Annotated in this window: 26 protein-coding genes; 18 read left to right on the plus strand and 8 right to left on the minus strand. The window is 65.2% G+C overall.

Translation table 11 applies throughout. From position 1 onward, the window contains the following. The 6 genes from OCQ_RS00355 (at position 1) to dnaB (ending at position 5,639) form a co-directional block, all read left to right on the plus strand. Entirely contained in the window at positions 1–642 is a 642-nt protein-coding gene (locus tag OCQ_RS00355; protein WP_014383599.1) for a DJ-1/PfpI family protein, read from the plus strand. Between the two features lie 133 nt (positions 643–775). Further along, the gene (gene rpsF / locus OCQ_RS00360; protein WP_007771721.1) at positions 776–1,066 is read left to right on the plus strand and encodes a 30S ribosomal protein S6; all 291 of its coding nucleotides are present in this window, start codon (positions 776–778) and stop codon (positions 1,064–1,066) included. A 117-nt stretch (positions 1,067–1,183) separates the two neighbouring features. After that, positions 1,184–1,702 (plus strand): single-stranded DNA-binding protein, encoded by a 519-nt coding sequence (locus tag OCQ_RS00365; protein ID WP_008262692.1) that lies wholly within the window; start codon positions 1,184–1,186, stop codon positions 1,700–1,702. Positions 1,703–1,738: 36 nt separating this feature from the next. Beyond that, positions 1,739–1,993, plus strand: a complete 255-nt coding sequence (gene rpsR, locus OCQ_RS00370) for a 30S ribosomal protein S18 (protein WP_003874730.1) — start codon at positions 1,739–1,741, stop codon at positions 1,991–1,993. Positions 1,994–2,023: 30 nt separating this feature from the next. After that, the gene (gene rplI / locus OCQ_RS00375) at positions 2,024–2,482 is read left to right on the plus strand and encodes a 50S ribosomal protein L9 (RefSeq protein WP_008262694.1); all 459 of its coding nucleotides are present in this window, start codon (positions 2,024–2,026) and stop codon (positions 2,480–2,482) included. A 529-nt stretch (positions 2,483–3,011) separates the two neighbouring features. Beyond that, the gene (gene dnaB, locus OCQ_RS00380) at positions 3,012–5,639 is read left to right on the plus strand and encodes a replicative DNA helicase (RefSeq protein ID WP_014383600.1); all 2,628 of its coding nucleotides are present in this window, start codon (positions 3,012–3,014) and stop codon (positions 5,637–5,639) included. Between the two features lie 27 nt (positions 5,640–5,666). Here dnaB and OCQ_RS00385 read toward each other — a convergent pair whose 3' ends face one another. From OCQ_RS00385 to OCQ_RS00395, 3 genes are read right to left on the minus strand one after another with little or no spacing between them, the layout of a single operon-like run. Beyond that, on the minus strand, positions 5,667–6,356 hold the full coding sequence (locus OCQ_RS00385; RefSeq protein WP_014381579.1) for a TetR/AcrR family transcriptional regulator: 690 nt from the start codon (positions 6,354–6,356) through the stop codon (positions 5,667–5,669). Between the two features lie 5 nt (positions 6,357–6,361). Beyond that, positions 6,362–9,247 carry an MMPL/RND family transporter gene (locus tag OCQ_RS00390; RefSeq protein ID WP_051019681.1) on the minus strand — a complete coding sequence of 962 codons (2,886 nt, stop codon included), beginning with the start codon at positions 9,245–9,247 and terminating at the stop codon, positions 6,362–6,364. Next, complete coding sequence (locus OCQ_RS00395; protein WP_014383602.1) at positions 9,244–9,666, minus strand: MmpS family transport accessory protein; 423 nt, start codon at positions 9,664–9,666, stop codon at positions 9,244–9,246. Before OCQ_RS00395 ends, OCQ_RS00390 begins: the two co-directional genes overlap by 4 nt. A 450-nt stretch (positions 9,667–10,116) precedes the next feature. Between OCQ_RS00395 and OCQ_RS00400 the strand changes: the two genes are divergently transcribed. Next, positions 10,117–10,320 carry a cold-shock protein gene (locus OCQ_RS00400; RefSeq protein ID WP_009952110.1) on the plus strand — a complete coding sequence of 68 codons (204 nt, stop codon included), beginning with the start codon at positions 10,117–10,119 and terminating at the stop codon, positions 10,318–10,320. A gap of 354 nt (positions 10,321–10,674) precedes the next feature. Here the strand turns inward: OCQ_RS00400 and OCQ_RS00405 are convergent, their stop codons facing one another. Then, positions 10,675–11,304 carry a hypothetical protein gene (locus tag OCQ_RS00405; protein ID WP_008262709.1) on the minus strand — a complete coding sequence of 210 codons (630 nt, stop codon included), beginning with the start codon at positions 11,302–11,304 and terminating at the stop codon, positions 10,675–10,677. A gap of 84 nt (positions 11,305–11,388) precedes the next feature. Next, complete coding sequence (locus tag OCQ_RS00410; protein ID WP_009952109.1) at positions 11,389–12,303, minus strand: MBL fold metallo-hydrolase; 915 nt, start codon at positions 12,301–12,303, stop codon at positions 11,389–11,391. Positions 12,304–12,595: 292 nt separating this feature from the next. On the opposite strand from OCQ_RS00410, the gene OCQ_RS00415 reads away from it, so the two are divergent. Beyond that, positions 12,596–13,153: a nuclear transport factor 2 family protein gene (locus OCQ_RS00415; protein ID WP_014383604.1), complete on the plus strand. Its 558-nt coding sequence runs from the start codon at positions 12,596–12,598 to the stop codon at positions 13,151–13,153. Positions 13,154–13,235: 82 nt separating this feature from the next. Here the strand turns inward: OCQ_RS00415 and OCQ_RS00420 are convergent, their stop codons facing one another. Then, positions 13,236–14,006, minus strand: coding sequence for an SDR family NAD(P)-dependent oxidoreductase (locus OCQ_RS00420; protein WP_014383605.1), 771 nt, complete (start codon positions 14,004–14,006; stop codon positions 13,236–13,238). Between the two features lie 149 nt (positions 14,007–14,155). Here OCQ_RS00420 and OCQ_RS00425 point away from each other — a divergent pair, with 149 nt between their 5' ends. Genes OCQ_RS00425 through OCQ_RS00435 form a run of 3 tightly spaced genes read left to right on the plus strand, consistent with a single transcriptional unit; the run spans position 14,156 to position 17,024 of the window. Further along, a complete protein-coding gene (locus tag OCQ_RS00425) occupies positions 14,156–14,899 on the plus strand; it encodes an SDR family NAD(P)-dependent oxidoreductase (RefSeq protein WP_009952105.1) in 744 nt (247 codons plus the stop codon). Between the two features lie 51 nt (positions 14,900–14,950). After that, complete coding sequence (locus tag OCQ_RS00430) at positions 14,951–16,138, plus strand: cytochrome P450 (RefSeq protein WP_014383606.1); 1,188 nt, start codon at positions 14,951–14,953, stop codon at positions 16,136–16,138. Between the two features lie 22 nt (positions 16,139–16,160). Then, positions 16,161–17,024 (plus strand): SDR family NAD(P)-dependent oxidoreductase, encoded by an 864-nt coding sequence (locus OCQ_RS00435; protein WP_014710769.1) that lies wholly within the window; start codon positions 16,161–16,163, stop codon positions 17,022–17,024. 81 nt (positions 17,025–17,105) lie between these two features. On the opposite strand, the gene OCQ_RS00440 is transcribed toward OCQ_RS00435, so the two are convergent. Then, positions 17,106–17,735: a TetR/AcrR family transcriptional regulator gene (locus tag OCQ_RS00440; RefSeq protein ID WP_008262744.1), complete on the minus strand. Its 630-nt coding sequence runs from the start codon at positions 17,733–17,735 to the stop codon at positions 17,106–17,108. Between the two features lie 306 nt (positions 17,736–18,041). On the opposite strand from OCQ_RS00440, the gene OCQ_RS00445 reads away from it, so the two are divergent. From OCQ_RS00445 to OCQ_RS00470, 7 genes are all read left to right on the plus strand, one after another. Continuing rightward, entirely contained in the window at positions 18,042–18,464 is a 423-nt protein-coding gene (locus tag OCQ_RS00445; RefSeq protein WP_008262748.1) for an Hsp20/alpha crystallin family protein, read from the plus strand. A 571-nt stretch (positions 18,465–19,035) separates the two neighbouring features. Next, positions 19,036–19,233 (plus strand): hypothetical protein, encoded by a 198-nt coding sequence (locus OCQ_RS00450; RefSeq protein WP_014710772.1) that lies wholly within the window; start codon positions 19,036–19,038, stop codon positions 19,231–19,233. Positions 19,234–19,365: 132 nt separating this feature from the next. Then, positions 19,366–19,641: a hypothetical protein gene (locus OCQ_RS00455; protein WP_014383609.1), complete on the plus strand. Its 276-nt coding sequence runs from the start codon at positions 19,366–19,368 to the stop codon at positions 19,639–19,641. A 57-nt stretch (positions 19,642–19,698) separates the two neighbouring features. Further along, positions 19,699–20,439 (plus strand): SDR family NAD(P)-dependent oxidoreductase, encoded by a 741-nt coding sequence (locus OCQ_RS00460; protein WP_009952096.1) that lies wholly within the window; start codon positions 19,699–19,701, stop codon positions 20,437–20,439. A 99-nt stretch (positions 20,440–20,538) separates the two neighbouring features. Continuing rightward, positions 20,539–21,972 (plus strand): FAD-binding oxidoreductase, encoded by a 1,434-nt coding sequence (locus OCQ_RS00465; RefSeq protein WP_009952095.1) that lies wholly within the window; start codon positions 20,539–20,541, stop codon positions 21,970–21,972. Between the two features lie 126 nt (positions 21,973–22,098). Further along, positions 22,099–22,227, plus strand: a complete 129-nt coding sequence (locus OCQ_RS27190; RefSeq protein ID WP_008262754.1) for a hypothetical protein — start codon at positions 22,099–22,101, stop codon at positions 22,225–22,227. 128 nt (positions 22,228–22,355) lie between these two features. Next, complete coding sequence (locus tag OCQ_RS00470; RefSeq protein WP_009952093.1) at positions 22,356–23,033, plus strand: Crp/Fnr family transcriptional regulator; 678 nt, start codon at positions 22,356–22,358, stop codon at positions 23,031–23,033. Here the strand turns inward: OCQ_RS00470 and OCQ_RS00475 are convergent. Beyond that, positions 23,030–23,926 (minus strand): alpha/beta fold hydrolase, encoded by an 897-nt coding sequence (locus tag OCQ_RS00475; protein WP_167324043.1) that lies wholly within the window; start codon positions 23,924–23,926, stop codon positions 23,030–23,032. The genes OCQ_RS00470 and OCQ_RS00475 overlap by 4 nt on opposite strands. Positions 23,927–23,941: the final 15 nt, after the last annotated feature.

Genomic DNA, 23,941 nt, shown 5'->3' on the forward strand with positions numbered 1-23,941 from the left:
ATGACCCAGGTCGCCATCCCGATCTTTCCGCGCTTCACCGCTCTGGACGCGGTGGGGCCCTACGACGTGCTGCAACGCATTCCGTCGATCGAGGCCGTGTTCGTCGGGCACCGCCGCGGTGAGGTGCGGACCGACAACGGAATGCTCGGCGTCACCTGCGACGCCACTTTCGATGAGGTGAGCGCCCCGGAAGTGGTGGTGTTTCCCGGCGGCATCGGTACCCGCCAACTGATCCACGACGAGGCCATCCGGGACTGGCTGCGGGCGGTGCATCCGAACACCAGGTTCACCACCTCGGTCTGCACCGGCTCATTGCTGTTGGCTGCGGCCGGACTGCTCGAGGGGCTGACCGCCACCACCCACTGGGGCGCCGCCGACCTGCTCAACAATTTGGGCGCGCGCTACGTGCCCGAGCGGGTCGTCGAGCACCTGCCGCAGCGGATCATCACCGCGGCCGGGGTGTCCAGCGGCATCGACATGGCGTTGCGGCTGGTGGAGTTGCTCGTCGACCGCCAGGCCGCGCAGGCCGCTCAGCTGCTCATCGAATACGACCCGCAGCCGCCATTCGATTCCGGTGCGCTCGCCAAGGCCGATCCGGCGACGCTGGCCAGGGTCAAGGAATACATGGCCGCCCGGCGGTAGCGGGGTTGCGCCGTCGCGCGGATTTTCTGGTCAGCCCGGTATCCGGTAGCCTGGGGCGGTTGCCGACGCAGGCGACCCTCCTGCCACGGATCGACCGTGGCCGCTTGAGACCAGAGGAGGTGGTGAGGTTTCCATGCGTCCATACGAAATCATGGTCATTCTTGACCCCACGCTCGACGAGCGCACCGTTGCCCCGTCCTTGGAGACGTTCCTGAACGTCGTCCGCAAGGATGGCGGATCCGTCGACAAGGTCGACATCTGGGGCCGGCGCCGGCTGGCCTACGAGATCGCCAAGCACGCCGAAGGCATCTACGTCGTCGTCGACCTGAAAGCCGAGCCCGCGACGGTGTCCGAGCTCGACCGCCAGCTGAGCCTCAACGAGTCGGTACTGCGCACCAAGGTGATGCGCACCGACAAGCACTAACAATCGTGGCCGCGCCGTGGACCCACGGCGGGGCGCACCTGCGTAGGCTCAGCGAGGACACGCTCATGACATCCACTACCGGAGCGGCGAGCAACAGCGTGGAACGAGGAGGAAACTGTGGCTGGTGACACCACTATCACCGTCGTCGGAAACCTGACCGCAGACCCAGAACTGCGGTTCACTCCGTCGGGTGCCGCCGTCGCGAATTTCACGGTGGCGTCGACGCCTCGGATCTATGACCGCCAGAGCGGGGAGTGGAAGGACGGCGAGGCGCTGTTCCTGCGATGCAACATCTGGCGGGAAGCCGCCGAGAACGTCGCCGAAAGCCTCACCCGCGGCTCCCGTGTGATCGTCACGGGCCGGCTCAAGCAGCGTTCGTTCGAGACCCGCGAAGGTGAGAAGCGCACCGTCGTCGAGGTCGAGGTCGACGAGATCGGCCCCTCGCTGCGCTATGCCACGGCCAAGGTCAACAAGGCCTCGCGCAGTGGCGGTGGCGGCGGCGGCTTCGGCGGTGGTGGCGGCGGTGGATCCCGCCAGCAGGCGGCGCCCGCGACCAGCGCACCGGCCGACGACCCGTGGGGCAGCGCGCCGGCATCGGGCTCGTTCGGCGGCGGCGACGACGAACCGCCCTTCTAAGAACTTCAGCAGTAGAAAAGGGAAAGAAAGACAGACATGGCCAAGTCCAACAAGCGGCGCCCGGCTCCGGAAAAGCCGGTCAAGGCGCGGAAGTGTGTCTTCTGCGCCAAGAAGGATCAAGCGATCGACTACAAGGACACCGCGCTGCTGCGCACCTACATCAGTGAGCGCGGCAAGATCCGTGCGCGTCGCGTCACCGGCAACTGTGTGCAGCACCAACGCGACATCGCCATCGCGGTGAAGAATGCCCGCGAAGTGGCGCTGCTGCCCTTCACCTCCTCGGCGCGGTAGGCGTCGAAGGCCAACTGAAAGTTACGAACGATGAAGCTGATTCTGACGGCTGACGTCGACCACCTCGGTACCGTCGGCGACACTGTCGAGGTCAAGGATGGCTACGGCCGCAACTACCTGCTCCCGCGCGGACTGGCGATCGTGGCCTCGCGCGGCGCGCAGAAGCAGGCCGACGACATCCGCCGGGCCCGCGAAACCAAGGCGGTGCGCGACCTCGGCCACGCCAACGAACTCAAGACGGCGATCGAGGCGCTGGGACCGGTCTCGCTGCCGGTGAAGACCGCGGCGGATTCCGGGAAGCTGTTCGGCTCGGTGACCGCCGGCGACGTCGTCGCCGCGATCAAGAAGGCCGGCGGTCCCAACCTGGACAAACGGATCGTCCGGCTGCCGAAGTCGCACATCAAAGCCCTCGGTACTCACCCGGTGGCGGTGCACCTGCACCCCGAGGTCGACGTCGAGGTCGCGCTCGAAGTGGTCGCGCAGAGCTAAGCACCCGACATTTGCTCATTCCCGGCGGTGGCCTTGATCGGCCGCCGCCGGGCTTTTTGCGCTGCGGGCTTGCGGCCGTTGTTTGCCACGGGTGGTCGCGGACGTGCTCCGTAGCGAACGATTTCTGGGCCGCATCCGAACGGTCCGCGTTACCGGCCCGTAACGCTGGGAAAATATGGCGGAAAGCCAACACGCCCGGGACCGTAACCCGGCCCGACACGCCGTAGAGATTCTTGTCCACATGGTTTTCATGGCGTTGTATGGCCGGTATCTGCACCTATGTCCTGGCCCTTTGCTTTAATCCACAGGTTCTCCACACCCCGCTCAACACAGGTGTCGATGTATATGCACACACGATGCACAGCTTCATGAACAGCACCCCTTTTACCTAGTAGCCAGCAACGTCTAACGTCGTCCCGGCGCCGAGCGTGTGGGCGCTCTGAGGCGAAGGTGTCAGGACCTTGACCTACCCTCAATGTCGGTTGTCGAATGTATGTTCGGATGAGTGGAGCGCGGGAGAAGGGAATCCATGGCGGTCGTCGATGATCTGACGTCGGGCATGGATGCGTCGTCGCCCAGCGAGGACTTCGGGCGTCAGCCACCGCAGGACATGGCGGCGGAGCAGGCGGTGTTGGGCGGCATGCTGCTGAGCAAGGACGCCATCGCCGACGTGCTCGAGCGGCTGCGGCCCGGCGACTTCTACCGCCCCGCGCACCAGAACGTCTACGACGCGATCCTGGACCTGTACGGGCGCGGTGAGCCGGCCGACGCCGTCACGGTCGCCGCGGAATTGGACCGCCGCAACCTGCTGCGCCGGATCGGCGGCGCGCCGTATCTGCACACGCTGATCTCGACGGTGCCCACCGCGGCCAACGCGGGCTACTACGCGACCATCGTCGCCGAGAAGGCGTTACTGCGGCGCCTGGTCGAGGCCGGAACCCGTGTGGTGCAGTACGGCTACGCGGGCGCCGAGGGTGCCGATGTGGCCGAGGTGGTCGACCGCGCGCAGGCCGAGATCTACGAGGTGGCCGACCGGCGGACGACGGAGGATTTCGTTCCGCTCGAGGATCTGCTGCAGCCGACGATGGACGAGATCGACGCCATCGCGTCGAACGGCGGCGTGGCGCGCGGGGTGCCGACGGGTTTCACCGAACTCGACGAGGTGACCAACGGTCTGCACGCCGGGCAGATGATCATTGTGGCGGCCAGGCCTGGAGTCGGGAAGGCCCTGGCGTTGGATACGCCGCTGCCCACGCCGACCGGGTGGACGACGATGGGCGATGTCGCGGTCGGCGATGAGCTGCTCGGCGCCGATGGGAAGCCGACGCGGGTGGTCGCCGCCACCGAGGTGCTGCTGGGACGGCCATGCTACGAAGTGGAATTCTCCGACGGGACGGTGATCGTCGCCGACGCCGCGCATCAGTGGCTGACCGAGACACGTGCGTCCCGGAAGTCCGCGCGGGCGGCCGCCGCGGGCTACAACCGGTACAAGAATCAGCGCACCTTCGCGGCGGTGCGAACGACGGCCGAGATCGCCGGAACCTTGCGTTGCCCCACTCTGGACCGGCGACTGAACCACAGCGTGGTCAATGCGCGCGCACTTGACCTGCCGGATCGCGAGTTCTTGGTGCCCCCTTACACTCTCGGCGCCTGGCTCGGGGATGGCACCAGTGCCGCAGCCCAGATCACCGCGGCCGATCCTGAGATCATCATGCGGATCGAAGCGGACGGCATTGTGGCGGTTCCGTCGGAATCCGCTCGGTATCGGTACCACTTGCGACTCCCGGCTAGCGCCGAACAGGCTCCGCGCCAGTGCGTGGTATGCGGCAAGTCGTTCATTCCACAACCTAGTCAGGTACGGACTTGTGGACGATCGTGCGGTGGCCGGGCACGGTTTGTCTCCGCCCCGGTGCCGGGCCCCACCTGCGTTCGCTGCGGGGGGCCATCCGCGGGGCTGCGGTTGTGCCAGAAATGTCACTCGACTGTGGGTACCTTGCAGGCGCGCCTGCGCACAATCGGCGTGCTCGGGAACAAACACATCCCGACCGAATACCTGCGGGGATCCGAGACGCAGCGGCGCGCGCTACTCGCCGGCTTGCTCGACACCGATGGAACGGTGACAGCGGGTGGTGCCGTGCAGTTTTCGGTCACCAACCAGCGGCTCGTGTGCGATGTCGCCGAGCTTATCGTCAGCCTCGGCTATCGCTGCCAAACCTCGACCAAGCGCGTCCGGGGGCGCAATGAAGCGTCCAGCATCGCTTACACCCTGACTTTTTCGACGGAAGACAAAGTGTTCGCGTTGGAGCGAAAGGCCCTAGCGCACAAAGAGCGCCGCGCTGTAGCCGGCACTACGCGTTCTGGATCACGCTTCATTGTGGACGTCCGCCCGGTCGATACGGTTGCCGTGCGTTGTGTCGAAGTGGACAACGACAGTCACCTGTATCTGGCGAGCAGGGCGATGGTCCCTACTCATAACTCCACCCTCGGCCTGGATTTCCTGCGGTCGTGTTCGATCAAACACCGCATGGCCAGCGTCATCTTCTCGCTGGAGATGAGCAAGTCCGAGATCGTCATGCGGTTGCTGTCGGCGGAGGCGAAAATCAAACTCGCCGACATGCGTTCGGGCCGGATGAGCGACGAAGACTGGACGCGGCTGGCGCGGCGGATGAGCGAAATCAGCGAGGCACCACTTTATATCGACGATTCGCCGAACCTGACGATGATGGAGATCCGCGCCAAGGCGCGCCGGTTGCGGCAGAAGGCCGACCTGCGCCTGGTGGTGGTCGACTACCTGCAGCTGATGTCGTCGGGCAAGAAGGTGGAGTCGCGACAGCTCGAGGTGTCCGAATTCTCCCGTCAGCTCAAGCTTTTGGCCAAGGAGCTCGAGGTTCCCGTGGTCGCAATCAGCCAGCTCAATCGCGGTCCCGAGCAGCGCACCGACAAGAAGCCGATGCTGTCTGACCTTCGTGAGTCGGGATCGCTGGAGCAGGATGCGGACATGGTGATTCTGTTGAACCGGCCGGACGCATTCGAAAGGGACGATCCGCGCGGGGGAGAGGCGGATTTCATTCTCGCCAAACACCGTAACGGCCCGACCAAGACGGTGACCGTTGCGCACCAGTTGCACCTCTCGCGCTTCGCCAACATGGCGCGGTGACGTCCGACGTCGTTGGTCGAACCGGCGCTACTTTGCGCTCCCGCCACCATCCTTGGTGCTCGCCGCGCAGACGGCAGGCAGGATGAGCGTGTCGATGACTCTGCGGACGAACTTCGCGTCGACGGTTTGACCGCTGATGACCCGCATCAGCCCCATTCCCGTCAAGGTGTCGGCGATAAGGGTCCAGTCCCCGTCGGGTGCGACCTCGCCGCGGGCGGCGGCCTGTCGGAGGATGGCCGTCACCACGCGCCTGCCCTTGAGCAGCATCAACTCGTCGAGGGCCGATGCGAGCTGCTGATCGTGCATCGCCTCCATCGCCACTCGCAGCACCAGATCGCTGGAGATCAGGTCGTCATCGGCGCGCGCTACACGTTCAACCACCGCGTCGAAGTCACCGGCAAGGCTGCCTGTGTCCGGGGCATCGTCGTCGATGAGGTCGGGCCGCCAATACACAAGCGCATCGGTCATCAACGCGGCCTTCGACGCCCAGCGGCGGTATATCGCCGCTTTACCAACACCCGCTCGCGCGGCGATATCGTTCATATTGGTGTCGTTGTAACCGTTTTCGGCTAATGCGGCCAGCGCGGCGTCGAGGATCGCGGGATCGCGGGATCGATCGAGCCGGCCTTGGGTGCGTTGGCGCAGTTTTGATTCCGTGTCTGACAAGCATTCCGCCGCGGCGACCAACCCCGCCGCCAGCTTGCCAGACTCGGTCACGGCTCTCACGCCCTCGCTGTCGCAAGGGGCGCAGTGTTGTCGTCGTCGACCGGAGTTGGCTCGGGTCCGCCACGGCCATGCCTGGTGATCTCAAAGGTGTTGAGCGGCCACCAGAACCAGCGGCCCAGCGCGGCGGCAATCGAGGGGGTCATGAACGCCCGCACGATCAACGTATCGACCACCAGGCCGATGCCGATGGTCATGCCGAGCTGACCGACCACGCGCAGGCCGGACACGATCATCGCCATCATGGTGAAGGCGAACACCAGGCCGGCCGCGGTGACGACGCGTCCGGTCGCCCCGATGCCACGGATGATGCCCGTGTTGAGCCCGGCGTGTATCTCTTCCCTGAAGCGCGAGACCACGAGGAGATTGTAGTCCGAACCCACTGCCAGCAGGATCACCATCGACAACGGGATCACGATCCACTGCACGCCCAGCCCCAGGATGTCCTGCCAGAGCAGCACCGACAAACCACACGCGGTACCCAAGGATGCGGCGACGGTGCAGACGATCACCAGGGCGGCCACCACACTGCGCGTGATCAACAGCATGATCGCGAAAATCAGGATCATCGCCGCGATGATCGCAATCATGAGGTCGGTGACGACGCCGTCCTGCATGTCGGCATACAGCGATGCCGTGCCGGCGAGTGAGACCTTGGCATTACTCAGCGGGGTGCCCTTGAGGGCATCTGCGACAACACCTTTGAGGCCCCGCACATGGTCGATACCCTCCACCGAGGCCGGGTCGCCCTGGTGGGTGATGATCATCCGGACTGCCTTGCCATCGGGCGACATGAACATCTTCATGCCACGTTTGAAGTCGGGATTGTCGAACACGTCCGGTGGCAGATAGAACAAGTCGTCATTCTTGGCCTGGTCGAAGTACAGGCCGATCTCCGTCGCGCCTTTGGCCAGCTCCTGCTGCTGGGCCTGGGTGCCGGCCTGGGTGCTATGGGTCGCGATCATGAAGTCGCGCATCTTTGTCATCGAGGTGATGGTGTTCTGCAGCACCGGCAACATCTGCGGCAGCAAATGATCCAACCGATCCAAATCGGTGGTGAGGCCTTGTATTTGGTCGGCGAGGGCGTCGATTCCGTCCAGGGTGTCGAAGACTGACCGCAGTGAAAAGCAGATCGGGATGTCGTAGCAGTGCTTTTCCCAGTAGAAGTAGCTGCGAATGGGTCTGAAGAAATCCTCGAAATCGGCGAGGCTTTGCCGCAATTCGTTGGTGGTGTCCACCATCTCGTGGGTCCTGCCAACCATGCTGTGCGTGGTTTCGGTCATCTCCTTGGTGATGGTGTACATGCGTTGCATGTTGGCGATGGTCCGGCTCATCTCGTCGGCCTGTTCGAGCATCTGCGCCGAGTTGTCGTTGTTGAACTTCGCGGCCTGCAGAGTGCCGGCGTTTTGCGCACCAAGCAGGAAGGGGATCGAGCTGTGCTCGATCGGCGCGCCCAGCGGGCGGGTGATGGTCTGCACCCGATCGATGCCCCGCATGCGAAAGACATTCTTGGCGACCTTTTCGATCACGAGCATGTCCGCGGGGGTACGCAGATCGTGGTCGGCCTCGAGCATCAACAGCTCGGGGTTCATGCGGGCCTGGGAGAAATGCCGGTCCGCGACGCCCATGGCCTGGTTGGCGGGCATATCGGCGGGGGTGAACTTCTGGTCGTTGTACTGCGGCACATACGTCATCAGGGCGACGAAACCCACGACGGCGATCACGCAGGTCACCAGGACGATCGGGATGGGCCAGCGAACCACGGAGGTGCCGACCTTGCGCCAACCCGGCGAGGAGACCACGTTGTGCTTGGGGTCGAGCAGACCGAACTTCGATGCCACCGTCAGGATCGCCGGCGCCAGCGTCAGGGCTGCGGCGATGATCACCCCAACTGCGATCGCGCAGGGCAGACCCATGGTCTGGAAGTAGGGCAGCGTGGTCATGGTGAGGCACAAGCAGGCACCGACGATGGTCAGCCCGGAACCCAGGATGACATGCGAGACACCGCTGTAGGCGACATAGAACGCCTCTTCGGAATCGAGGCCTTTCGATCTCTCCTCGTGATATCGCCCGAGTAGGAAGATCACATAATCTGTCCCGGCGGCCAAGGCCAGCATGGTCACCATGCTCACCGCGTACGGGGTCAAGCCGATGATGTTCAGGTTGCCCGCCGTGGCCGTAATGCCCTGTGCGGCAAATAGTTCCAGGCCGATGATGACCATGGACACCAGCATCGTCACCACGGAGCGGTAGACGATCAGAAGCATCACAATGATGACGCCGACCGACACCAGCTCCATGATCGCCATGCTTTGGTGCCCTGCCACGCTGGTGTCGGCATTGAGCACGGTATTACCGGCGACATGGGCCTTGATACCCGGCGGCGCTGGTACCGACGCAACGATGTCACGCACCGCTGCCACCGACTCGTGGCTGGGCGTCGTGCCCTGGGGGCCATTGAGGAAGATCTGCACGTAGGCGGATTTGCCGTCCACGCTCTGAGAGCCCGCCGCGGTCAGCGGATCACTCCAGAAGTCCTGGACGTTCTGCACGTGCTGATGATCGGCTTCCAGCTTGGCGACGATCTTGTCGTAGAACTTGTGCGCCGCGTCGCCGAGCTTGTCCTTGCCCTCCAGCACGACCATCGCTGTGGAGTCGGAATCGTACTGCTGAAACACCTTGCCGATGTGCAGCATCGCCCGATACGAATCCGAATTGGTGGGGCTGATAGGCACTGAACGCGTCGCCGCGACGGCATCGAGCGACGGGGTCAAGACGCCCAGGCCCACCGCGACGAGCACCCAGAACACGATGATCGGCAACGAGAAGATCCGGACCATCCGACCAACGAACGGGCGGTGCGGCTTCGTGTGCAAGTTGCTCATACGGATTTCACCAAGCAGTAGATGAACGGTTTGATGGCGTCGGTGCTCGTCCTGCTGTCACGCACCTGACCGTCGACGGTCACCTGACACCGAAGATCGTGGGTGCCCCGATCGCCCTGGGCCAGGATGTTGGCCGACATCGACGGCAGCGTCGTCACGATCGTGAAAGACCAGGGCAGCGGGGCGTTTTCGATGAGATGGGGTTGTCCGTTCTCATCGAGGTAGTTGAGATTCGCGGTCCCACCCGCCCCGGTGACCTCATACCGGATGTGCTTCGGATTGAAGTTCGCGGTAATTCCGGATCCCTCCGCCAGATTCGGGCCGTGATGCCCGGTGGACTCCCGGATGCGGGTGATCGCGTACGCGCCTAGTGCCACGACCACCACCAGCAGCAGCGGGATCCAGAACCGTCTCAACACTCGAAACACCGCGTGCGTTCCCCCAGCTTTCGTTGCGTTCAGTCAGACGCCGGACAGCCCGGTTGACGCGAGAAGATGGCTGCCAACCGAAGCGAAACTCGGGTTCCGAGTCAGCGACGGTGGCTACGCTAACACCGTCGCGTCAACCACGCCAACCGACCCGGGGGGCGTTGACGGGGTGGCGAGCTGTGTGCGCAACGGAGCCGTGATCGCATGGCCTTCACGCCGTAGCCGGTCGATTGGCATCGCGTCGAGCGGCGCGTAAAGGAGTCGTCCACCGCCACGCAGGTTGGCAACCTACGGTGATGATCGACGCGTAAATCTCGTCCGGTGGGGGCCCCCGGCGCGGCGCCGCCGTAGAAGACGGATTCAGGGACTCCAATTGTGGGGTAGGCTGAAGGGTGAATGTGTTCTGCATTCGCGAAAGTAAACGAAAGAAGTACAAGAGATATGACGCAAGGAACCGTGAAATGGTTCAACGGCGAAAAGGGCTTCGGCTTCATCGCCCCCGATGACGGCAGTGCGGACGTCTTCGTCCACTACTCCGAGATCCAGGGCGGTGGCTACCGCTCACTGGAGGAGAATCAGCGGGTTCAGTTCGAGGTAGGACAGGGCGCCAAGGGCCCCCAGGCCACCGGAGTGACCGCGGTCTGATCTTTACGTAATCTGTGGGCCGGCAAGGGATTACCCTTGTCGGCCCACAGATCGTTTACGGCCGGTGCCGCGGGCCCCGCGGCTCGGTCGAGAAGCTGCGCGACGTATTTGCGGCCCATGCCGCGGTGGGGCGCGCCGACCAATTGCACCCCATAGGTGCCGGCCCCAATCCTGGCCTCAATCGCGAACAGCCGGGTCATATCATACTCGAAGTACTAATGTCCATCGAATTCTATTGGCAGAACGATGTTTTCGGCGACGCACTGGTTGAGCGGTGGAAGTTCGTCAAGGGTAGGACCATCCCTGGTTCCGAAACCCGAGCAGCGGGATAGCGACGGAAGCTGTGCGACTGGTTCACTCTGGAGGCGGTGGTGCCTCGCCGCAATCGGTAAGCCTCGGCTGGGAAAACGTCACCGAGCCGACACCACCGAGGGTCATCCCGTTGTCCGCGAGCGTCATGGTGGTCGTGTACGGGCAGGTCTGAATTCCGGTCAGCCCGGTCAAGAACTCGACTTCGTAGGCGTACAGGAACGAACGCACGAGCTGGTCGGCATTCCACGGCACATCCAGCGCGAAGCCGAGGGATGACGCCGAACGTGCTCCGAGGACCCGTGGTCCCACCTCGCCGATCCCTGGTGTCAGGCGGAACGGGGTTCCGTCCTGCTTCGTGCCCGACACACTGCCGCTGCGGATGCGGTAACCGGTGGCGCCCGAAGGTACGAGCGGGCCTCTCGGGATCTTGGTGCTGAACAGAATCGAGTAGTTCGTACCTCCGGCGATGGCCGTTGTGCTGAAACTCGTCGAGGTGAATTCCTGGGGTAGCTGCACCGCGCAGTTGCCGACCATGCCGGATGGATCGCTGCACTCCGAAGGCTCGGCCAACGCGGCGGGTACGACGAGCGCGGCGCCCACGACGGGCACCGATAACGCGGCGCCCCGCATGAACACCCGGCGGGAGAAAGCGTCGTTGATGATGTCGGTCAATGCGAGCGCCTCCTTCGTGTGTCGGCCGACGCTACCGCGATAGCCTAGTCCGGCAGCGACAATGGCGCGACCACCCGGGAGCGGTCAGTAATCCCAGACGGTCGGTACGCACCGAAAGACGTTGCCGGCGACCGCGACCCGGCACACTGACGGGAACGGCAAGTGGGTGGCCACCAGCGACTCGCCTGTCGAGGCCAACTCCCGCAGGAGACGCACCCGAACGCGGGCCGCCTCCTCGGGGTCGTGCTCGAATCCGTTGTGCCACTCGGGGTTTTCGAATCCGACCTGAAACACGGCGTCACCCGCGAATGTCAGCCGGTCGCCGCCCGAAGCCAGGCGGACCACACTGTGCCCGGGGGTGTGACCACCGGTGCGGGTGACGAACACGCCCGCCGCCACCTCGTAGTCCGTCTCGAACGTCCGGAGCCGGTCGCGGTACTCGTCCAGGAATCGCGAGGCGACCGAGCGAAGCACGTCCGGTATCGGCTCCGGCATGGTGGTGTGGGAGAAGTCGGGTGCCTCCCAGAAATCGGCTTCTGCGGCCGCCACGTGGATCCGCAGGTCCGGACGCAACCGGTCCTTCAGCCCTTCGGTGAGCAGCCCGCCCACGTGATCCATGTGCAGGTGGGTGAGCACCACGTCGGTCACGGATGCCAGATCGACACCCGCGGCCTCCAGTCGCTTCGCCGTTTGCCCCGCCCGCGGGAAGTCCGGGAACTCCAGCCCCAGCCCGGCGTCGACCAGGATGGTCCGGTCACCACTACGCACCACGACCACGTTCAGCGGCCAGTCGACCACCTCAGGCGGCAGGAAGTTATCGCCCAGCCAGCCTGCCAGCTCGGCGGGGGCGGCGTTGGTGGCCAACGTCGAGGTGGTTATCGGTAGCACCCCATCGCTGATCACCAGCACGTCAATCTCGCCGACCCGCACCGCGTAGCGCGACGGCACCAACTCGTCCGCCGGGGCCATCCGGGCGTCTGAGGCGTGCGCCAGGCTCATCTTCGTCTCCTCGATAGTTGAAGGGCGGACCCGAACGGGCCGGCGAGGAATGGTGGAAAATTCATGCCGGTCCGGGTCGCACGGCATGAGCTTCGCGTGTCCAGGCAGTCCTTCGCGCCCTTGAAAGTGCGTAGTCCGTGTCCCGGCGTGCGTAGTCGAACACGCGGCCTCTCGCAGGTTGATCACAACGAGGCCAGCCGTCCTGAACGAACACGCCCGCCTTGATGAGGTCGACCCCACGGTGTGCTATACAGATGTACAGCGAACCCATTACTTCAGCGGAAGGACCGTCATGACCAACGGCGACGAGCTCAAGCAACTGCAGCAGCGGGTGCAGTACCTCGAGGATCGCACCGCCATCCTCGACTGCGTGATGAACCAGTCCCGTGGGCATGACCGCCACGACACGGAACTGATGGGCAGCGTCTATTTCGAGGACGGCGTGGACGAACACGGCCCGACCGTGAAACTCGGCCCCGAATACGGGGATTGGGCCAACAACGCGCACAGCATGGTCTTCGAGGACCACCTGCACAACATCACCACCCACACCTGTGAGATCAATGGCGACGAAGCCCATGCGGAGAGCTATGTCATCGGGGCGATGCGGGCCAAGGGCGGCAAGATCGTGTCGCTGATGGGCGGCCGTTACCTCGATCGCCTCGAGCGCCGCGACGGGGTCTGGAAGATCGCGCTGCGCCGCTGCACCCTCGAGTGGATGATGAGCGGCGATTCCTCGGTGATGGCATCGGGCGCCGTCAAGGGCTTCATCAAGGGCAAGTGGGACCGCACCGATCCCTCCTACGCCCGTCCGCTGACGATCGAAGACGTCCCCGCCGAACGGTGGTGAACCTCAGCGACGAGGTAGATCGCCTCGGTTGGAATCCGATCTGTGGTTACAACCCCAGCAGACCTCGCGTCTCGCCTGTGTCTCAGACACCTGCGGGGCCGGGCCCGCCGTGCATGTACAGCGTCTGACCCGAGCAGTAACTGGACGCATCAGAGGCGAAAAACAGTACCCCGTAACCAATCTCATCCGGCTCGGCAACGCGACCCGAGGCGTTGGTCTGTCCGATCACGTTGACGTCGAAGCCCTGACGCTCTGCGTCGGCTTCTAGGCCGGGCGTGCGGATGGCGCCGCAGGCGATGCAGTTGACCCGCACGCCCTTGCGGGTCCAGGCCGCGGCCATCGAGCCGGTGAGGTTGTTCAGCCCGGCCTTCGCGGCGGCATACACCGGCGCCTGGGGCATGGCCAACAGGCCGGCGCCGGACGAGATGTTGACGATGGCGCCCTTGCCCGCGGCGATCATCGGCTTGGCGGCCGCGCGCGACAGATACCACGCACTGGACAGGTTCAGGTCCAGCACCCGATGCCACTCGTCGTCGGTCCACTTCATCAGGGATTTGGTCTCACCGCCACCGGCATTGTTCAAAAGCACATCCAGGTGGCCAAATTCGGCCAGCGTCGTATCGACGAGGGACTGGCACGCCGCGGCATCGGTCACGTCGGTCGGCACGGCCAGTGCCCGCCGTCCCAGTACCTCGATCTCGGCGGCCGTGGCCTTCAGCGGCTCCTCCCGCCGTCCGGCGAGCACGACGTCGGCGCCGTATTCGGCCAGGACCAGTGCCGAAGCCCGGCCGATCCCAGTGCCGCCGCCGGTGATGACGGCAACCCGCCCCTGCATCGAGAACCTGTCGTCCACAACACCACTTCCCATCGTCGCGACCGGCAACAGACGCAATACGACTGTACAACATCAGCGAAATGCGGCCGCCTTGTCTACGGCGTACGTATCGCTGTACATTCGTACAGCACCCACCCAATGTCGGTGCGGCAAGGAGCGTGTCTGAGATGAGCCGAGTGGCGGTGGTGACCGGCGGCGGATCGGGCTTGGGTCGGTCGATCTGCACGATGCTCGCTGCCGACGGGCACCGGGTGGCCGTCCTTGATCTGAACGAGGAGGCAGCCACCCAGGTCGTCGCCGAAATCCACGAGGCGGGAGGCAAAGCCGTCGCGGCCGGTGTCGACGTATCGGAGGAAGCGTCGGTTCACGCCGCGTTCGACACGGTGCGAGCACAGTTCGGCCCCGTCGAGATCCTGGTGACCAGCGCGGCCATCGGCGGGTTCACGCGGTTCGACCAGATCACCCTGGCAGAGTGGAATCGGTTCCTCGCGGTGAACCTGACCGGCACCTTCCTGAGCCTGCAGGCCGGCCTCGCGGACATGGTCCCCGCCGGATGGGGGCGCATCGTCACCATCTCGTCGGCGGCCGGCCAACAGGGCGCGCCACGTCAGGGCCATTACTCGGCCACCAAGGGCGGGGTGATCGCGTTGACGAAGACCGTCGCGCGGGACTACGCCGGAAAAGGCGTCACCGCCAACACCATTCCGCCATTCGCGATCGACACCCCGATGCTGCGCGAACAACAGCGGCTGGAAAAGCTGCCGCCGACCGAGTACCTGACGCGGGCGATTCCCGCCGGCCACCTGGGCTCGCCCGAGGACGTCGCCGGATTGTGCTCCTACCTGTGCACCGACGCCGCGGGCTACATCACCGGCCAGGTGATCGGCGTCAACGGCGGTGCCGTCATCTAGGCCGAATGCCAAACGAATCGCGCCGCTCGGCAATAACTTTGGAGGCAGCAGATGGACGACCTGTACTACGATCCCTGGGATGTCGAGATCGACCTCGACCCCTACCCGACGTATCGCCGGCTTCGCGACGAATCCCCGCTCTATTACAACGAGCGGCACAACTTCTGGGGCATCAGCCGCTACGCCGACGTCGACGCGGCGCTCAAGGACACCACTCGCCTGAGCTCGGCCAAGGGCGACATCCTCGAAGTCGTGCTCACAGATCCGATGATCCCGGCAGGCGTCTTCATCAATGAAGATCCCCCGGTGCACACCATCCACCGCGCCATCGTGTCGCGCGCATTCACACCGAAGAAGATGCGCGCCATCGAGGACAAGGTGCGCGCGTTCTGCACCGCCTGCCTCGATCCGCTGGTTGGCGGTGAACGCTTCGACTTCGTCCAGGACCTCGGGGCAGAACTCCCGATGAAAACGATCGGGATGCTCGCCGGCATCCCGGATTCCGAGCAGCCCGCGGTGCGCGCCCACGCCAACGCGGTGCTGCGCAACGAAGCCGGCAAGCCTATGCACGTCGACAAGGAGCACTACTTCACCGGCGAGATGTTCGGCGAATACGTCGAGTGGCGCGAGAAGCACCCGTCCGAGGACCTGATCACCGAGCTGCTGAACGTCGAATTCGACGACGAAACCGGAACTACGCGCAAGTTGACCAAGCAAGAGCTGGTCATCTTCCTCGCCGTCGTCGCCGGCGCCGGCGTCGAGACCACCGGTCGGCTGTTCGGGTGGATGGGCAAGGTCCTGGCCGAACACCCCGACCAACGCAAGGAACTCGCCGAAGACCACTCCCTGATCCCGACGGCGATCGAGGAACTGCTGCGCTTCGAGCCGCCCGGGCCGCACGTCGCGCGCTACGTCGCGACCGAGGATGTCGCGTTCCAGGAGCAGATGGTGCCGGCCGGCAGCGCGATACTGCTGATGCTCGCCTCGGCAAATCGCGACGAACGGCACTTCGAGGACCCCGACCGGTTCGACATCCGCCGTAAGCCTGGCGGACACCTCACCTTCGGTCGCGGCGCCCACTTCTGCGTCGGCTCACCACTGGCCCGCCTCGAGGGCCGCGTCGCGCTCGAGGAGGTGCTCAAGCGATTTCCCGAGTGGACCATCGACATGGACAACGCGCGTCGTTCGCGCACTTCGACCGTCCGGGGCTGGGACTCCATGCCCGCGATCGTCGGCTGACCCGACAGACAGGAGAACTCTCATGTCGTCCGCACCGTGCGTGGCCGTCGTGACCGGAGCCAGCCGCGGCGCCGGAGCCGGCATAGCCCACGCCCTCGGACAGCACGGCGCCACCGTGTACGTCACCGGCCGCAGCGAGAACGCCGGCGACGCCGCCCTGCCCGGCACGATCCACCGGACGGCCGAAATGGTCAGCGCCGCAGGGGGACAGGGCATCGCCGTGCGTGTCGATCACGGCGACGACGAACAGGTCAAGGCGCTGTTCACCCGGATCGAGCAGGAACAGGGCCGCATCGACATCCTGGTGAACAACGCCGCCCTCATCCGCGACGAAATGATGGGGCGCACCAAGTTCTGGGAAGAGCCGCTCAATGTCATCGACACCCTGGATGTCGGCGTGCGCAGCAGCTACGTCGCCACCGTCTATGCCGCACCCCTGATGCTCCCGCAGCGACGCGGCCTGGTGGCCTTCACCTCCTCGTCGGGCTCGGTGCACTATGCCTTCGGACCCGCCTACGGAGTGCCGAAAGCCGCCGTCGACAAGATGGCCGCCGACATGGCCGTCGACTTCAAAGACACTGGGATCACGGCGGTATCGATCTGGATGGGATCGCTGCTCACCGACCGCGTCCGCGCCATCATCGCCAGCAACCCCGAGAAATTCGGGCACATCCTCGACAGCGCCGAAACACCCGAGCTCACCGGACATGTGATCTGGGCGCTCTACAACGACCACCAATGCATCGAACTCAGCGGCCAGACGCTCATCGGCGCGGAACTGGCCGTCAAGTACGGCATCCACGATGAAGACGGCCGGCAACCACCCTCCTACCGCGACCTGTTTGACGTCCATCCGCACACCCAGTGCGCCCATGTGATGCGCTAGCCGAGCGGCACCGCGGTGTCGCTATGCAGTTGGCTGCGCCCTGATTCGATCCGGCTTCCCTGGAGAAGTCCGCCCTGAACGCTACGGTGAACGCCGTTGGGCGGTCTTACGTTTCGGCGCTGGGGCCGGTTCGATCGAGTCCAGGTACTTCTCGAAGGCGTTGGTGACTTCCTTGTGGGCGGTCTTGACGCCGATGCCCTCTTCGAGGTTGAGGAACTTGGGCAGCCCGGAGATCAGCAGTTGCAGGGCGGGTAGCGAGAAGTGTCCACCCGGGCGTGCGCTCTTGCCGAATTTGGCGACGAGCGCATCGACCTGACGTTTGCGGTTGGCCTGGGTCACCGCGGCGATCTCGGCCTGGATGGATTTGCGGTGGTTGCCCAGAGCCATGAATTCCGTCATCAACGCGCCCGATGCCTCGGTACGGCTGAACTCCCACAATGCGCGGAGTGGATCATCGGGGCGCGATTCGAGCACTTTGTCGAGGAGCCGTCGGCTGCGTTCGGAATAGCGGCGGATCGCCGAGAGAAAAATGTCGTCGAGTGTCGGGAAGTAGTACTGGACCAGGCTGGGCGTGACCCCGGCGGCCGAGGCCAGGGCGCGGTAGGTCACGCTCGCGTATCCCTCGTCGAGCATCATTTTCTCGACATGGTCGAGCAGGGTGTCCCGGGTCTTGGACGTCTCGGCGCCCACACGCCGCGCGGATGCTGCCATGTTCTCCTCGTTCAGCCGGTTCGTTGTATTGTGACACCGGTGGCACGCTGTACAGGCGTACAGTGCCGGGCGATTCTGCGATTGCGGCGCGGGGGTCTTGCGCCGAAGGGGGGCGCCGTCGCCCGGTCACGTCAACCCGATCTCCCGCTGCATGCGGTGGCCGGCAACATCTCTCGGCAACTGGCCCCGAAAATCTTCGCCAGACCCTTGCCAAGATCGCCGACCCGAGCTATATAAAAACTATGCCGCAAGGCATAGATAACCGATGCGAACAGACACCAGATGGGAGTGTTGGAGGTGACGACCATGTTGGTTCGTAGCGATCCGTTTCGTGACCTCGACCGCTTCACTCAGCAGCTATCGGGCACCGCGGCACGTCCTGCCGCGATGCCGATGGATGCCTGGCGCGACGGCGAGCAGTTCGTGGTCGAATTCGATCTGCCGGGAATCGATGAGCAGTCGCTGGACCTCGACATCGAGCGCAATGTGGTGACGGTGCGCGCCGAGCGCCCCGACGTCGATCCAAGCCGGGAGATGCTGGCAACCGAACGGGCGCGTGGGGTGTTCAGTCGGCAACTGGTGCTCGGCGACAATCTCGACACCGAACATATCGACGCGTGTTACGACGCCGGGGTACTGCGGTTACGTATCCCTGTGGCCGAGAAGGCCAAGCCACGCAAGATCGCGGTCAACCGCGGGGATAGGCAGCAGACCGCAATCAGCGCCTGATGGGCCGGTGCCATGCTGACAGAACGTGAGTTGGTGATGACGCACTGCGGCACCGGGACAGCGGCGCCCGGCACCGACGCCGAGGGATCAGCAGGCCGGCAGACGGGGCTCTTGCTGGCCGATGATCCGGAGGTGGCGGTCCTGATTGCCGAGGTCGACGCCATCTTGTGCGCGGCGTCAGTCACCCTGCTTCGTCGGCCACCGGCGCCACCAGTGGCCGGGTGCGCCCTGCTTGGGCCCCGGTCACCTGGTCGGTCCTGGGAGGTATGCGCACCGCCATGGCGCGCGCCCGCGCCCAATGTGCGCGCCGTGCAGCGCAGCCCTCCGCGGCGACCGTCGGCCAAGCCCGGTAACACCAGGATGGAGAAAGGCAGGTGATGAGATCACAACGAGGATGAATGGGCCAGTCCGCCGCGCCCGGGCAACTCCGTGGGCACTACCTCGATCCTGCACGGATGAGGTTCGGCCACTGCCATAGCCAGGCGACTCGTCCGGGGGCGGGCGGCCCACCCTCACAAAGCCAAACATGTTGACAGTCGGGGTTATTCATCAGTCGCGAAGGAGGGTAACCGTGATCGAACCAGCCATGCTCAACAGCCGTGCGCGCAGATACTTCGGTGCGCGGGACAGCTTTTTGCCAGTGGAGGCCGACCCCGCCGACTGGGCAGAACAGCAACTGTCGGTACCCCTGCCCGACGACGAATATCCCCATCTCGGTGGTGACCGCCGCGTCCTGATCTCGATGTCGGGCGGCGCCGACATCGACTGATATCGCATTGCGTTGAGGTCCAGCTTGTTTGAATCGGCAGGTTCCGTGCCTCACGACCTGGCCTGAGACTTGTTGGCCGGAGTGTGGCCGGCGCGTGACCCTCCCGCGACCGTGACGAAGGACGCTCATCACGTGACGGTAATCGCGGCGATCTGCGCGCTCACGACAGCGACGTGCATCGGCTACTACGTCGGCCGCCGTGCGCGTCCCACGCGGCCGAGCTGGAAGAAGCGCACCAGCAGGATCGCGCTGGGCAAGCTGGCGATCAACCTGGTCGCGGTGGTCACGGCACGCCGACTTCGGCAGAGCCTGCAGCTCGAGCGGATGTTCGCGAGTGGGCGAAGATCGAGACCGGTTGCCCCACTTGACCTTCTGCGGGGTAGCGTCGTGCGGATGCGGTCCTACTAGCCTGCCCGAAGCATGCACGCCGCATCGAACTCGCCGCGACGAAGGAAGAGAGCTGGCATGGCTGCGCTGCAGGACAAGGTGGCATTGGTGACGGGCGCGTCGTCGGGACTGGGCGCGGAAACCGCCAAACTGTTCTCGCGGCAGGGCGCAACGGTTTTCGGCATCGGTCGCGACGCCGGACGCCTGGCCGGCGTCTTCGCCGACGTGGAACGCGGCCGCCACGCATCGGTGGACATCGCTTCGCCCCGGGCCTGCAGGGACGCGGTCGAGCAGTGCGTCAACGAATTCGGCGGCTTAGACATTCTCGTCAACGTCGCCGGCAAACACCAGATGCGCCGCACGGAGTCGATGTCCGACGCCGACTGGGAGCAGGATGTCGCCGTCAACCTGAACGGCCCCTTCTTTCTCTGCCGGGCCGCGCTGCCCCACCTGCTGGAGCGAGGCGGAAACATCGTCAACGTCAGCTCGATCGCCGGTGTCGAGGGCCAGGCGTACTCGGCCGGCTACTGCGCCGCCAAGCATGGGCTGATTGGCCTTACCCGCGCGCTGGCCGTCGAATACACGGCGGATCGCCTGCGCGTCAACGCCGTGTGCCCGGGCGGGATGCTCACACCCCAAATCGAACAGTTCAGCGCCCCGGACAATCCGAACTACGACCTGATCATGCGCACGGCCTCCCCACGCGGCATGATGCAGCCGCTCGACGTCGCCAACGTGATCGCCTTCCTTGCCAGCGACGCCGCCGCGGCCATCCACGGCGCCGTCTATCGCGTCGACAACGGCAAGGGCGCCGGATAACGGTTGGGGCACGTTTCGGTCAACCGTCGACATGTCATGCGCCGCCACGGTTCTCGTGGCCGACAATTCGGGACATGAGGCAGTCGCGGGAGCCCGACGTTGGCGCGTGAGATCTCACGGCAGACGTTTCTGCGGGGCGCCGTCGGGGCGCTAGCCGCGGGGGCGGTGCTCGGCTCACCCCGTGCTTTCGCCGATCCCAGGCCGTCCGGGTGGGAAGGCCTTTCCACCGCGCTCGGCGGCAAGGTGCTGCTCCCGGACAGCCCCCAATTCGCCAGTGCCAAACAGGTTTTCAACACCAACTACAACGGGTCCACGCCGGCGGCCGTCGTCACCCCCACGTCGGCGGCCGACGTGCAGAAGGCGATGGCGTTCGCCGCCGCCCACAACCTCAAGGTCGCTCCGCGCAGTGGCGGGCACTCCTACATCGGAGCGTCGACCGCCAACGGGACCATGGTGCTCGATCTGCGCCAACTGCCCGGGGACGCCAACTACGACGCGGCCACGGGGCAGGTCACGGTGACGCCGGCCACCAGCCTCTACACGATGCACCGGACGCTTGCCGCGGCCGGCCGGGGCGTCCCGACGGGCACCTGCCCATCGGTCGGCGCCGCGGGGCACGCGCTGGGCGGCGGCCTGGGTGCCCAGTCCCGGCACGCGGGTCTGCTCTGCGACCAGCTGACATCGGCGTCGGTCGTGCTGCCCAACGGCCAGGCGGTCACCGCATCCGCGGCCAGCAACCCCGACCTGTTCTGGGCGCTGCGCGGCGGCGGTGGCGGCAACTTCGGTGTGACGACCTCGCTGACCTTCGCGACGTTCCCCACCAAGGACGTCGACGTCGTCAACCTCAACTTCCCGCCGGAGTCGTTCGCCCAGGTCCTCGTCGGATGGCAGAACTGGCTGCGCACCGCGGACCGAAACAGCTGGGCGCTGGCCGACGCCACCGTCGACGCGACGGGCACGCATTGCCGAATCATGGCGACCTCCCCGGCCGGATCCGGCAACAGCACGGCGGCGGCCATCACCCAGGCGGTCGGAATGCAGCCCTCCGGCACCGAGAACCACACCTTCAACTACATGGACCTGGTGAACTACCTGGCGGTCGGGAACCTCAACCCGTCACCGCTCGGCTACGTCGGCGGATCCGACGTCTTCGCCACCGTCAACGCGGGCGTCGCGCAGGGGATCGCCGCGGCGGTCAACGCCTTTCCCCGCGGCGCCGGGCGCATGTTGGCGATCATGCACGCGCTCGACGGCGCCCTTGCCACCGTGGCGCCGGGGGCGACGGCCTTTCCCTGGCGCCGGCAGTCGGCGCTGGTGCAGTGGTACGTCGAAACCGGCGATCCTGCGGCCGCGACGAATTGGCTCGGCACGGCACACCAAGCGGTGCAACAGTATTCGGTCGGCGGCTACGTGAACTACATCGAGGCCGGCCAGTCGCCGGCGCGCTATTTCGGCCCGAACCTGTCTCGGCTGAGCGCGGTGCGGCAAAAGTATGATCCCGGCCGGGTGATGTTCTCCGGGCTGAATTACTAGGCGGCGGGCAGGGCCCGCAAGTCGGTGATTAGACCAGCTTTGCACGGGGTACTTCCACTGCATCTGTGCGAATGAGGGGTTTGGTGAATGGCAGTGGAACACGGTCGCGCACGGTGCCCGCGATGCATGGCATGGGCGCAGTACAGCTTTCTAGAGCGCGACGACAAGCTCGAGTATCAGGTCCGTTGCGATGCGTGCGGCAACGTCTACTCCGAAGTCACCACCGCGTCGACCGCCACGACGCCGGCCGCCTAGCCGCCCGACCTGCTGCGTTACGGAATTTAACCCTCGTGTAAAGTCGAGGACGCGAGCCAAGACGCCCCCAACCCGGAGTAGCGCCTAGTGCGCGCAAACGCCGTGCGGAACGCGTTGAAAGGGGCGGCGTGGACGACATTTTGGCGCGAGCCGGCATCTTCCAGGGAATTGCACCCGACGCGGTCGCCGCGTTGGCCCGCCACCTGCAGCACGTCTCCTTCCCGCGCAGGCGCACCGTCTTCGTCGAGGGCGAGGCGGGCGACGACCTCTTCGTGATCTTGGCGGGTTCGGTGAAGATCCGTCATCAGACCGCCGACGGCCGTGAAACCGTCTTCGCGGTGCTGGGCCCCGGCGACGTGTTCGGCGAGCTCGCACTGTTCGATCCGGGCCCGCGAACCTCGACGGTGATCACGCTGACCGAGGTGGAGACCGTCAGGATGGACCGCCACGCCCTGCGAACATGGATGGCCGAACGCCCCGAAATCGCGGAGCAGCTGCTACGGGTGCTGGCGCGTCGGCTCCGGCACACCAACAACACGCTGTGCGACTTGATCTTCACCGATGTGCCCGCCCGGGTCGCCAAGCAAATCCTCGATCTGGCAATGCGTTTCGGTACCAACAGCGGGGGACCGGTGCGCGTCGAGCATCACCTCACGCAAAAAGAGCTCGCTCAACTCGTCGGTTCCTCGCGCGAAACGGTCAACAAGGCGCTATCGGATTTCACCCAGCGCGGCTGGATCCGGCAGCAGGGCAAGGCCCTGATCATCGACCAGCCCGCGAAGCTGGCCCGCCGCGCACGGGCCTAGGTGATCGACCAGAATTCCAGCAGCGTCCGTAGCGTCGCGACCAGGGGAAGCGGCTGATCCAGCATCGGGTGATGACCGGCTTCGGCCAGCTCGACAAACGGGCCCCTCAGCTGCAGGAGGGAGCGGATCCGTTCGGCCATGGCGGGCGGCACCAATCCGGCCTCGCAACGCAAATACCCCACGCGGCAGCGCATCGCGGCGAGCATGCTCTCCAGCGATTCCTCGTCGGCGGGCGTCGGATCGAGATACTCACCGCCGTAAATCGCCGGATCGAATTTCCAAACCCAGCCCCCGTCGGACTTGCGTACCGACTCCGCCGCGATATGCCGGCGGACATAGGGGAGGATCAACTCCTGCGACGGCACGGCCGTAAACCGGGCCAGGATCTCGTCTTTCGTCCGATATTCGGTGTGTTTGTGCCGGCGTAGGCGTTCTTCCTCCGGCGCACGCTCCCACAGCGGCGAATCGATCACCAACATGCTGTTGATCTGCCGGCTGTGGTGCATCGCCGTTGTGGATGCGACCCAACCGCCCATGCTGTGGCCGACGATGGTCGGCCTCCCGGCGGGGCCCGCGGCGGACGCGGCGGCCATCACTTCGCTCGCCCAGATCCGCAGGTCATAGTTGGCGCGCGACCCGCTGTCGCCATGGCCGGACAGATCCAGCGCAATCACCCGGTGGGTACGGGAAATGAACGGCGCGATGTGGTCCCACCAACCGGAGTGGGCTCCGCCGCCGTGGATCAGCACCACCGGCGGCTGGTCGGCGGCACCCCAAATGCGTAGGTGGATACGGCAGCCGTCGACATCGACCTCGCCGTGCTCGGGCTGTTGATCGAGTGCGGAAGTGAACCACGCCGGTGTAACGGGTAGCTGGCGCGAACGGGAGAACAGTTTGACCCTCCCTAT

Origin of the sequence: Mycobacterium paraintracellulare, from assembly GCF_000276825.1 — a bacterium.
Taxonomy (GTDB): Bacteria; Actinomycetota; Actinomycetes; order Mycobacteriales; family Mycobacteriaceae; genus Mycobacterium; species Mycobacterium intracellulare.